General features: G+C 66.3%; 7 protein-coding genes. 4 read left to right on the forward strand and 3 right to left on the reverse strand.

All coding sequences use genetic code 11. The features are described from left to right. Nucleotides 1-215: 215 nt before the first annotated feature. The 4 genes from ACFQW8_RS14930 (at nucleotide 216) to ACFQW8_RS14945 (ending at nucleotide 6414) form a co-directional block, all read left to right on the forward strand. A complete protein-coding gene (locus tag ACFQW8_RS14930; RefSeq protein WP_380088758.1) occupies nucleotides 216-1865 on the forward strand; it encodes an alkaline phosphatase D family protein in 1650 nt (549 codons plus the stop codon). Between the two features lie 301 nt (nucleotides 1866-2166). Then, on the forward strand, nucleotides 2167-2682 hold the full coding sequence (gene nrdR, locus ACFQW8_RS14935) for a transcriptional regulator NrdR (RefSeq protein ID WP_380088760.1): 516 nt from the start codon (nucleotides 2167-2169) through the stop codon (nucleotides 2680-2682). Nucleotides 2683-2818: 136 nt separating this feature from the next. Further along, nucleotides 2819-5803 carry a vitamin B12-dependent ribonucleotide reductase gene (locus ACFQW8_RS14940; RefSeq protein WP_380088762.1) on the forward strand — a complete coding sequence of 995 codons (2985 nt, stop codon included), beginning with the start codon at nucleotides 2819-2821 and terminating at the stop codon, nucleotides 5801-5803. A gap of 125 nt (nucleotides 5804-5928) precedes the next feature. Then, on the forward strand, nucleotides 5929-6414 hold the full coding sequence (locus tag ACFQW8_RS14945) for a hypothetical protein (protein WP_380088764.1): 486 nt from the start codon (nucleotides 5929-5931) through the stop codon (nucleotides 6412-6414). A 123-nt stretch (nucleotides 6415-6537) separates the two neighbouring features. On the opposite strand, the gene ACFQW8_RS14950 is transcribed toward ACFQW8_RS14945, so the two are convergent. From ACFQW8_RS14950 to ACFQW8_RS14960, 3 genes are all read right to left on the reverse strand, one after another. Beyond that, nucleotides 6538-9630 (reverse strand): DUF3427 domain-containing protein, encoded by a 3093-nt coding sequence (locus ACFQW8_RS14950; protein WP_380089791.1) that lies wholly within the window; start codon nucleotides 9628-9630, stop codon nucleotides 6538-6540. A gap of 127 nt (nucleotides 9631-9757) precedes the next feature. Next, a complete protein-coding gene (locus ACFQW8_RS14955) occupies nucleotides 9758-10618 on the reverse strand; it encodes a nuclease-related domain-containing protein (RefSeq protein WP_380088766.1) in 861 nt (286 codons plus the stop codon). Between the two features lie 352 nt (nucleotides 10619-10970). After that, nucleotides 10971-11885: an NYN domain-containing protein gene (locus ACFQW8_RS14960; RefSeq protein ID WP_380088768.1), complete on the reverse strand. Its 915-nt coding sequence runs from the start codon at nucleotides 11883-11885 to the stop codon at nucleotides 10971-10973. Nucleotides 11886-11894 lie beyond the last annotated feature (9 nt).

Raw genomic sequence — 11894 nt, forward strand, 5'->3', positions numbered from 1 at the left:
AAGTGCGCACGCCCTGCGTGAATGTGCGGGGCGGCATACGTGTTCGTCGGTCGCCGAACGAGGGCGCGAAGGGGCGACGGCGAACCAGCGGTGACCGGTCGATGACCGGGAGGGGAAGTCTGGGAACAGCGGTGGCGACATCGGTCGCGCCCACCGGACGCAGGCCGCCGGCCGGAGCTTGACTTGGGTTCATCTGTCAACGAAAGGGACCCATCATGCAGGCACCGACCGAGGGCACACCTCACCACGCCGACAACCCGACACCCTCCCACCTCGGGGTGAGCCGCCGCGACCTGTTGCGGACCACGGGCACCGCGGCGATCGCCGTCTCGTTCGGTGCCATGGCCTCTCCGGCGTGGGCCGCAGAGACGGCGAGCTTTGCCGTCGACCCGTTCCGTCTCGGGGTGGCCTCGGGCGATGCCACGAGCCGCAGCGTCATCCTCTGGACCCGCCTGGCACCGGCGCCCCATGCCCTCGACGCAGGGACGGCGCAGCTCCCCGACGTCGTCGACGTCCACTGGTCGGTGTCCAGGGTCACGCCCGGCACGGTGCACAAGCCGCGCTACTCCGGCACGGTCGAATGTCGCCGGGACGAGGGGTTCTCGGTCCACCTCGACGTGGAGACCGCGGTCGGTGGCGGCCGGCTCGTCCCTGGTGGCGAGTACTCCTACGAGTTCGCGGTCCCCGGTCCCGACGGCACGACGTGGCGCAGCACCGGTCGGACGCGAACCGCCCCTGACGAGGACGCCGACACCGAGGCCCGGTTCGTCGTCATGGGCTGCCAGAGCTTCGGGCAGAACCAGCAGTTCTTCCCGATCGGCCAGAACCACCTGCGCCAGCGCACCGCCGGTGAGCTCGACGCCGGTCCGCTGCCGCACTTCGGGGTCTTCGTCGGTGACTACATGTACGAGTTCGGCGGGAAGTGGGCCACCGGCCAGGATGCCGTCGCCCTGCAGCGGCCGTGCGAGACGCTCGACGAGTACCGCCTGCGCTACGCCTGGTACAAGGCTCGGCCCGACCTCCAGGACTTCCACCGCAACTACCCCATGTATGGCGTGCCGGACGACCACGAGTGGTGGAACGACATCTACGGCGGCACCATCGCCCGGTCGAGGTTCGAGCGGTTCAACGCCGCCACCCAGGCCTACTGGGAGAACATGCCGATGCGGGCCCGTCCGGTCGACACCCTCGTCGACGGTCGCCCGAACACCAGGACCAAGGGCAGTCTCGAGCTGCACCGCAGCGTGCGCTGGGGCAAGAACCTCAACCTCGTCCTCGTCGACGTGCGGCAGCACCGGCGGATCGACGACACGACGATGCTCGGCGAGGCCCAGCTCGGCCAGGTCGTGCAGTGGCTGCGCGAGGACACCGCGACGTGGAGCGCGGTCGCGAGCGGCGGGCCGATCGCGGTCTTCGGCGAGCGCAACATCGAGTGGTGCCAGTTCGACAGCGACCGCGAGGCGGTGACGGCAGTCCTCGCCGAGCGCCCGAACCGGGTCAGCCTCGGCGGCGACCTCCACTGCGGGATGGTCAACGCGGTGCGTCGCCACGACGACGACGTGAGCGACTTCATCGCCACGGAGTTCGTCACGGCCCCGGCCAGCTCCGGGGGAGACGTGAAGTGGGGAGAGCTCATCCACACCGGCGAACCGACGGACGGGGCCGGCACGACGATCGAACGGGCCACCTTCATCGAGGGGGGCCAGCCGCAGCGGGGCTACCTGCAGTGCACGGTCGGTCGCCGGGACTGGGTGAGCGAGTTCTTCGTCGGCAACGACACCACCCGACGCGACGGACCCGTCGCCTCGGCCGGGCGGTTCCGCATCGCCTCGGGCACGGTGGGAGCGCACCGCGTCGACGACTGAGTGGCGGACCTCCCGCACAGGAAGGGGGGTGATCGCCCCCCTTCCTGTGCAGGAGGTGGGGGCGCAGGGCCGGGGGAGACCGGGCGACACGCCGGTGCCACGCGCGACACGCAGAAGTTGCCGGATGGGCTTGCGGCGCGCGGTCCAGCGGCGCATACTTGCCACTACATCTAGTGGTTACACCGATGTAGTTTATCCACATATGGTTCACAGGGGCGGGACGCTTCTCCACACGTTGTCCCCAGCTCGTCCCCAGACTTGTCCCCACCGAAGGTCCCATCAGGCGCAAAGGAGCCGGTCCGTGCACTGCCCGTTCTGCCGCCACACCGACTCCCGCGTCATGGACTCGCGCGCCACCGACGACGGCTCCAGCATCCGCCGCCGCCGTCAGTGCCCCGAGTGCGGCAAGCGCTTCACGACCGTCGAGACCGCGGCACTGTCCGTGGTCAAGCGGTCCGGCGCTGCCGAGCCGTTCAGCCGGGCCAAGGTCCTCGTCGGCGTCCGCAAGGCCTGTCAGGGCCGCCCGGTCACCGAGGACCAGCTCGCCCTCCTCGCCCACCAGGTCGAGGAGAGCATCCGTGGGGCCGGGCAGGCCGAGATCGACGCCCACGAGGTCGGCCTGGCCGTCCTCGAACCGTTGCGCAGCCTCGACGAGGTCGCCTACCTGCGGTTCGCGAGCGTCTACCAGGCCTTCGACAACCTCGAGGACTTCGAGCAGGCGATCACGTTGCTCCGCGTGGAGCGGGACGCGACGGGACACGAACCCGAACGTATGCCGGCCAGCGGCTCGGGTGCCCCGCTCACCCCACGGGACTGAGCGGCATACCCCGCAGGAAACAGCACTTCGGTCGCTCCTCGAGCGACACCCGACCACTGTCAGTGGTCACCGCAAGAATCGACATCAGGTCAATGGAACGCCCGGGTTTGAGCCGGGCAGAAGAGGGAGTCAGGCAATGACGGAGACCGCCGGCGCACGTGCAGGAGCGCGCAAGAACTCGACGAAGGGCGGATCCGGAGTCACGGTGGAGCGCATCTTCACCACTCCCGGTGTGCACCCCTATGACGCGGTGACCTGGGAGAAGCGCGACGTCGTCCAGCAGAACTGGAAGTCCGGCGAGACGATCTTCGAGCAGCGTGGTGTCGAGTTCCCCGACTTCTGGAGCGTCAACGCCTCCACCATCGTCACGACGAAGTACTTCCGCGGCGCCGTCGGCACCGAGGCGCGCGAGACCGGGCTCAAGCAGCTCATCGACCGCGTCGTCCTCACCTACGTCAAGGCGGGCAAGGAGCACGGCTACTTCAGCTCCGACGAGGACGCCGAGATCTTCGAGCACGAGCTGACCCACGCCCTGCTCCACCAGGTCTTCAGCTTCAACAGCCCGGTCTGGTTCAACGTCGGCACGGCCTCGCCGCAGCAGGTCTCGGCCTGCTTCATCCTCGCCGTCGACGACTCGATGGACTCCATCCTCAACTGGTACAAGGAGGAGGGCTTCATCTTCAAGGGTGGCTCGGGCGCGGGTCTCAACCTGTCGCGCATCCGCTCCTCCAAGGAGCTGCTGTCCTCCGGTGGCACGGCCTCGGGCCCGGTGTCCTTCATGCGTGGCGCCGACGCGTCCGCGGGCACGATCAAGTCCGGTGGAGCGACGCGTCGTGCGGCCAAGATGGTCGTCCTGGACGTCGACCACCCCGACATCGTCGAGTTCGTCGAGACCAAGGCGCGTGAGGAGGACAAGATCCGCGCGCTGCGTGACGCCGGCTTCGACATGGACCTGGGCGGCAAGGACATCGTGTCCGTGCAGTACCAGAACGCCAACAACTCCGTGCGCGTCAACGACGAGTTCATGCGCGCCGTCGAGGAGGGCACCGAGTTCGGGCTCAAGTCCCGCGGCGACGGCTCCGTCATCGAGACCATCGACGCCCGCGAGCTCATGGGCAAGATCGCCAAGGCCGCGTGGGAGTGCGCCGACCCGGGCATCCAGTACGACGACACGATCAACGACTGGCACACCAACCCGGAGACCGGTCGCATCACCGCGTCCAACCCCTGCTCCGAGTACATGTCGCTCGACAACTCCTCGTGCAACCTCGCCTCGCTCAACCTGCTGAAGTTCCTCAAGGACGACGACACCTTCGACGTCGCGAAGTTCCAGCAGGTCGCCGAGCTCGTCATCACGGCGATGGACATCTCCATCTGCTTCGCCGACTTCCCGACCGAGCCGATCGCCAAAACCACGCGCGACTACCGCCAGCTCGGCATCGGCTACGCCAACCTCGGCGCGCTGCTCATGGCGACCGGTCACGGCTACGACTCCGACGGTGGCCGCGCGCTCGCCGCGTCGATCACCTCGCTGCTCACCGGTGCTGCCTACAAGCGCTCCGCCGAGATCGCCGGGGTCGTCGGCCCGTATGCCGGGTACGCCCGCAACGCGGACGCGCACAAGCGGGTCATGCGCAAGCACGCGTCGGCCAACGACTCGATCCGCACCCTGCACACGATGGACAAGGACATCCACCGTGCGGCGACGAAGGCGTGGGACGCCGTCGTCAAGGTCGGCGAGAAGAACGGCTACCGCAACGCCCAGGCGTCGGTGCTCGCCCCGACCGGGACCATCGGCTTCATGATGGACTGCGACACGACCGGCATCGAGCCGGACTTCTCGCTCGTCAAGTTCAAGAAGCTCGTCGGTGGCGGCTCGATGCAGATCGTCAACCTCACCATCCCGCGTGCCCTGCGCAAGCTCGGCTACACCGAGGAGACGGTCGAGGCGATCGTCGAGTTCATCGCCGACAAGGGTCACGTCATCGACGCGCCCGGCCTCAAGACCGAGCACTACGAGATCTTCGACACCGCCATGGGTGCGCGCTCCATCTCCGCGATGGGTCACGTGCGGATGATGGCAGCGACGCAGCCGTTCCTCTCCGGTGCCATCTCCAAGACGGTGAACCTGCCCGAGGACGCCACGGTCGAGGAGATCCAGGACGTCTACATGCAGGGCTGGAAGATGGGCCTCAAGGCGCTCGCGGTCTACCGCGACTCCTGCAAGGTCGGTCAGCCGCTCTCCGACGGTGGCTCCACCGCGAAGGACGCCGCCACGGACAAGGCTGCCGGGGTCGCTGCTGCGGCCGCTGGTGCTGCTGAGGCCCAGGTCGTCGAGAAGGTCGTCTACCGCCCGACGCGTGAGCGTCTGCCGAAGCGTCGCTCCTCGCAGACGACCTCGTTCGCGATCGGTGGCGCCGAGGGCTACCTGACTGCCGGCACGTATGCCGATGGTCGCCTTGGTGAGGTCTTCCTCAAGTTCGGCAAGCAGGGTTCGACGCTCGCCGGTGTCATGGACGCCTTCTCCATCGCGGTGTCGGTGGGCCTGCAGTACGGCGTGCCGCTCGAGACCTTCGTCGAGAAGTACTCGAACATGCGCTTCGAGCCGGCCGGCATGACCGACGACCAGGACATCCGGATGGGCCAGTCGCTCGTCGACTACGTCTTCCGCCGCCTGGCGCTGGACCACCTCGACTTCGAGACCCGGTCGTTCATGGGCATCCACACCGCCGAGGAGCGTCAGCGCCAGCTGGAGACGGGCTCCTACGCCCCGTCGACGGTGGATGGCGAGGACTCCGAGGCGTTCGAGGACGAGATCGAGTCGTACTCGCAGGGTGTCGGTGCGTCCTCTCCGAAGAAGACGGCGGAGGCGGCTCCGAAGACGGCGGGCGAGTCGCCGGCCGTGGACTCGGTGGAGCACGCCAGCGAGGTGAAGTCCGGCGCCGGTGCGGCCTCGGCCCGCGTCGTCTCCGGTGACGTGCACAGCTCGGCCGAGCTGCTCGAGAAGTTCCAGGGCGTCTCCGCGGACGCGCCGATGTGCATGACCTGCGGCACGAAGATGCGCCCGGCAGGGTCCTGCTACGTCTGCGAAGGCTGCGGAAGCACCAGCGGCTGCAGCTGATCTAGCAGTCTCATGGGAACGGCCCCGAGGACTTCCTCGGGGCCGTTCTCTTGCCCATGGCTGAGGCGCGGCTCGACCGGGGCCACCGAGGGGCCGGCGGACAACCGGAGACTTAGGGTGAAGGGGTGCACCCATCCGCCGAACGTGCGTTAGAGCTCATCTCGACACCGCAGTCCCCGGCTCAGTTGCTGGATGCCAGTCGCAAGGCCTGGGACGAGCATGGCTACCCGTTGACGTACGCGTGCTTCATGGCGCTCGTGGCGTTCGGCGACAACTACGGAGCCGCGGGGACGAATGACGAGGATGGGGTGGGCGTGATTCCGCGTCCGCCGTCCGAGGTCATCATCTTGGCTGGGAGACGCCGCGGTGAGGAGGCGCTCGACATGCTCAACAGCCTGTTCATGCGCGTGCAGGAAGCCGACAGCGCCCAAACCGACGAGCTGGCTCCCGGCCCCTCGTTGGCGGACCTGGACAAGAACTACAAGGGAAATGCTTGCTACTTGATGGCCTACGTCGTGGCCTCGGGCGTGAGCAGCTTGGTGGCAGAGGGCCAGGATGGCGAGCGAGTTCTCGACTCGATCGGGCACGCTCTTGAAGAGCTCTCGGGCTAAGTAGCTCGCCTACTTCTGGTAGGGATGAACTGAATGCCAGCGACCGCTCGGCCAGGAAGGATCTCCCCTACGGGGCCGTTCGGGCAGCTGACAGACGTGGGCCTCAAGCGGCAGTTCACTTCGTCACGCAACGACGCTGGCTGCCGTGAAGTCTGCTGCCGGCATGGCGGTACGTAGTCGCCAGGTGATGGCGATAGGACGTTCTCCGCGGTGCTCGACGTAGTCGGCTTCGCCGAGGAACAGGTACGGGGCGCCCGTGCCGAACTCGGTGACCTTCTGTTGGCGAGCGAACAGAAGGACGTGGCTCCCTCTCGCTCGATGGTTCAGGTACCGCTGCCCGGTCGGAGAGTCGACAGTCGTGACGGACTGAGACTCCCAGTGGAAGAGATCCTGGCTGATCGCATAGTCCTGGTACATCGTCGTCGGCGAGTACTCAGCCTCAGATTTGTTCAAAGTGACAAGGAAGGCGTCCGCGTTTGCTGCGGGCGAGAACAGGACCCCCTCACGGAAGCTATTAGCCTTGCGGCCCATGACGGAGACGTAGTCCAGGGCGGCGACGATCTCCTCGCGCGTGTAGCGCGCATGGACACGAAGTGGGCGCAGCCGCAGGTCGCCGCTCAAGGGAGTGCTGACGCGCTCGGCCGTGTCGAGGCCCAGCTGGATGATCGCCCGCAAATCATCACGGGCGGCAGGTTCCCGGCGAAGTGATGCCAGCCCAGCAGCATACGAATTGAATCCGCCACCGTCGGGCCACAACGAGAAGAACAGCATTCGACCGAAGGCTTGAAGGCCCGGATCCGCGGATTCGTAGGTGGGGGCGTCATTGCTCAGCCACCGCAGGTACGCCGCGGCGCGGTCAGGATCGTCGACATGGACCAAGGCGCGTGCTCGCTTGAGGAGTGTGTCCTCGCGAGCGCCGCGCTCAGGCACGGCCACGCCTGCCTCCCGACGGAGACGTGACCAGGAGCGGTCGCCCCGGACGACGTCCCAGAGCTCGACGCCAGAGTCACTGAGGAACTGTCTGAGGTCTGCCGTGGGGTGGGCTCGCAGCTCCCTCGCGATGTTGGTCCAACGCTTGATGACCTGGGCACGCACATTCTGGAGAACGAGTTCCTGGCTCTGCCGATCGAGAACGATCTGAGTCCCCGGCGGGAGAAAGGGGAAGCCCCGCTCGATGTCGCGCTCGAGCTGGGCGCGGTTGCTTCCCGTCATCGCCCGGAAGCGCTGGTCGAATCGAAACTCTGTTCGGTGGTGCCCAACGAAGTCGAGGGCCGTGAGGACGGCCTTGTCTTGGGCCCGACGCAGACCTCGACCGAGCTGCTGGAGGAAGACTGTGGCGCTCTCGGTGGGGCGGAGGAAGAGCACGGTATTGATGGCAGGCACGTCCACGCCTTCGTTGAAGACATCGACTGTGAAGAGCGCTTGCACCGCGCCGCTTCGCAGATTCGCGATTGCTGTATCGCGGTCGTCGGCCCGTGTGTCCCCAAGGACCGTCGCAGCACGGATGCCTGCAGTGTTGAAAACCTGTGCCATGTATCGCGCGTGATCCTGAGACACGCAGAAGGCGACAGCCTTCATGGTGCTCAGGTCAGCGACCTTGTCGCGGACAGCGTTGAGCACGATCCGAGCGCGGGTGTCGTTGCCGGTCACGAGGCTTGACAGTGCTGACGGGTCGTACGATCCGGCTTTCCAGTCCACACCCCTCATGTCCAGTCCGTCAGCAATGGCGAAGTAGTGGAAGGGCGTCAGGAGATCGGCCTTAAGTGCATCCCACAACCTCAGCTCGGCCGCAGTTCGGCCATCAAAGAACTGTCGAACGTCGACGCCGTCTCCGCGTTCGGGTGTCGCGGTCAGACCCAGGAGTTCGCGAGGGTTAAGGCGTTCAAGTATCCGTCGATAGGTCTTCGCCTCGGCATGGTGAAACTCGTCGATGACGACAATGCGGAACGCGCCCGGTGCGATGTTGTCGATGCCGTACGCCGTCAGCGACTGCACGGATGCGAACACGTGCTCCCAGCGTTCCGGTCTTGCACCGCCGACGTACAGCTCACCGAAGTTGGGATCGGCAAGTACTTCGCGGTACGTCCGCAAGGACTGCTCGAGGATCTCGCGTCGATGGGCGACAAACAGCAAGCTCGGCCGCACTGGTGCTTCGGCGGCCAGACGTCGGTAGTCGAGCGCCGCGATGACGGTCTTCCCCGTTCCCGTTGCTGCGACGACGAGGTTGCGGTGGCGACCGTGCACGACCCGTTCGACCTCGAGCTGGTCGAGCATCTCTTGCTGGTAGGCGTATGGCCGAACCTCCAGGCCAGACAGAGTGAGCGTAACGCGGTCAGAGGTCTTGCTTCCGCTTGCCTCAGCCAAGGCATCGTCGAGTCGATCCCGGTCCGTGTCCGGGGCATAGGTCTCGAACGTTGGGTCGTTCCAGTAGCTGTCGAACGTCGCGCCGAACTTCTGGATGAGCGTTGGCGTTGCGACGGAAGACAGGCGGACGTTCCATTCGACGCCGTCCAGCATCGCCGCCCGAGACAGGTTGCTTGAACCGACGTATGCCGTGTCGAAGCCAGTGTTCCGACGGAAGAGCCACGCCTTGGCGTGGAGGCGAGTGCGCTGCGAGTCGTACTGGATCTTGACCTCAGCGCCGAAGTCTCGGACGAGGCGGTCCAGTGCAGCGCGTTCGGTCGCGCCCATGTAGGTAGTGGTGATCAACCTGAGTGGGATGCCACGACTCTGGATCTCCCGAAGACGGTCTTCAAGGAGGCGCAGGCCGTACCACTTGACGAACGCCATGATCACGTCGACGCGATCGGCGCTCGCGAGCTCGGCGATGATCTCGTGACCCACCGAGGGCTCCCCATGCGCGTTGGTGAGCAATGCCGCATCGGACAGGGGAGTGGCCGGGCGATCACCAAAGTTGCGTGAGTCCAGGCCAGGAGCCGTTGGCCCTGAAACGGAGAGAAGTTGGCTCGATGCTGCGGCAAGACTCAGGTCCGGCGCGCCAAGGTGATCGACAAGGCGGTTGACCAGAGCGAGCCGAGCGCCCCTGTCGCGCTCGCTGCGCAGGGCGCGCAAGGCGGCATCTCGGATGTGGCGGGCAAGGATCTCGGGTTCGTCGCCCTCATCCACAGGTCCTCGGCCAACAAGGTGAAGCCCGTCCGCAGCGAGCTGGGCCTCGAGCTCTGCGGTGATGAGACTCTCGTAGAGCCCTTCCAGCAAGCTGTCGTTCGGATCCCCGGTCACGTGTTGCAGCTTGCCAGGACTCGCGGAAGGGGTCGGCCCATTCGACGTAAATGTGGGGCCACATCTGTGGTCCCACGAACTGAAAGGTCAGTGCGGCCAGATTTCAGGCTGGTGGCAAGTGCTCTGCGAGGCGGCGGTGGTGCGCATCGATGTCAGCCACGTGAGGTCCGCCCGTAGCGAGCAGTGAGTAGAGCCTCTTGGGCCACGTGACCACCACGCCTTGAGTCGTGAAGTCACCTCCGATCAGGGGCCAATCGGACTCGACGAAGCACAGAACGCCGGTCACCGGCACGTCCTGGCCGGCGACCGCTCGCACAACCTCGATCTGCTTCAGCACGCCGGCGACGAGTTTGCTGCGGTCGCGCCCACCCACCATCAACGTCTCGGTTCGAGGTCGCAGTAGTCCCCCATCGATCCGCAGCGTTGGACGCTTGCCCAGATATCGCTTGGGGTCGATGACATAGATCCCGCTGGGAGTCACCGCGATGTGGTCGATGTTGGCCCGCGTACCAGGAATGCGACGGTCATGGAGAACCCGTAGGTTTGGGGAGGACCTTTCGTTAAGTCCGTCGCCCACGCGCTCCTCGCCGACGGCGCCGGTGTCCCAAGCTGTTGTCGACTGAGGATCCTCGCTGAGGGCAAGAATGAGGCCGCCGAGCCTTGGGTGCTTTGCGCGGATACGCTGCTCACGTTTGGAGTGGCGCCGCTCAAACTCGCGCCGAGCCGAGTGCCCCGGGCTGCCGGCCTCGACCTGTTGAACGTCCTCAGGGTGGTCCACGGCGTTGACGGAGTCGGCCTCTTTCCCTACGACCGGGTCTTCCGAGGAAGCGCAGGTCAGGCAACGCACAGTCTTGCTCCTGCGCTCATAGATGGCTTCAGTTCGCGCTGGAAGAGACTCGGCACAGACACGACATCGACCCGCGTATCGGAGCTTCATTTGCTTCTCGTCGGACGCCTCGGCCACATCCAGACGATAGCGATTGCCAGTCATCGTTGCTGCCAACCCCAGGACTGCCGCTTCGGCACCAGGCCAGGGGTGGCTGAGCCTTGCGCTAGGTATGCAATCGCGGCACAGCGCACATGGGCCAATTCGTCGGACGGATGCCGTCTAGAAAGCAGGGTGTTGGCCATGGTCCGGTCCTGTCCTGGTGACCTTGGGGGTGGGCTCACCTTCCGAGGAGTCGGCCGGCGAAAAGGCGCCGAGCAGCAGGAGGGCCGCACCAGCAAGGGCGGTCACGGCATACCGGCGCTTCGAAGTCATGACACGGAAGTGGTGAAAACCGCGAGCCCGCCGCGGACTTCTCCACAGCGATGCGTCAGCGCAGGCGGACGGTGAGCTGGCCGTTCTCCTTGGACTGCAGCTCGACTAGGTCACCGTGCGACTCGACGAAAGCCCGGAACGAGGAGTAGCCGAGCGACTTCTCCTTGAAGGTCGAGTCCATGCGCTGCATCTGGCTCTTGACCGACGAGGAGTGCAGCCACTCGTCGTCGCTCTTCTCCATCCCGACCCTGATCGCCCGGACGAGGAGCTCAGCTGCCTTGTCGTTCGTCTTCTCGGCCGCGGTCGGAGCCTTGCGGGCGGGTGCCTTGTTCGAGGCCGCGCCGGTCCTGGCCGACGCCTTCTTGGTCACCGCTTTCTTCGCGACTGGCTCGGCCCTCTTGGCCGGCACGATCGCTCGCACGCCGGGCAGGTCGCCGTAGTCGCTGAACTCGTCGCAGGCGGCGACCAACGCCCGACTCGTCGACCCGGTGACCCCGATGCCGACGACGAAGCGGCCCATCCGACGGCACCGCTGCGCCAGCGCGATGTAGTCGGAGTCCCCGGCGACGATGACGACGTGCGTCAGGTCCGCATGGTCCACGAGGTCGTTGATGGCGTCGATCGACAGCCGGATGTCGGCGCCGTTCTTGGTCCCCGACGTGGCGAAGAGCTGCACGAGGTCGACGGCTCGGTCGATGAGCTGGGACCGATAGGCCGCGTTCGCGGGCACCGACCAGTCGGCATAGGCGCGGGTCAGCGCGACGGTCCCGAAGGACGAGGCGTAGTCGATGATCGCGCCCAGGTCGACGACGGCCTGCGCCAGCCGCTCAGCAGCGACGTCACTGCCGCCGGGTGCGTGCTCCCGCGCGTTGTCACGGCGCCAGGACCCAACACCGTGCAGGTTGTCGTAGCGGGAGATGACCATGTTGTCGAAGTCGAGGTAGACCGCAACCCGGGAGGTGTCTGGCATGGGCTGACC

The sequence above is a fragment of the Knoellia altitudinis genome, assembly GCF_042666355.1.
In the GTDB taxonomy this organism is placed as follows: Bacteria; Actinomycetota; Actinomycetes; order Actinomycetales; family Dermatophilaceae; genus Knoellia; species Knoellia altitudinis.

Bases quoted from the DNA above. Each gene is read 5' to 3' on its own strand.
- ACFQW8_RS14930 (WP_380088758.1), top strand. From the start codon at position 216: ATGCAGGCACCGACCGAGGGCACACCTCACCACGCCGACAACCCGACA.
- ACFQW8_RS14940 (WP_380088762.1), top strand. From the start codon at position 2,819: ATGACGGAGACCGCCGGCGCACGTGCAGGAGCGCGCAAGAACTCGACG.
- ACFQW8_RS14960 (WP_380088768.1), bottom strand. From the start codon at position 11,885: ATGCCAGACACCTCCCGGGTTGCGGTCTACCTCGACTTCGACAACATG.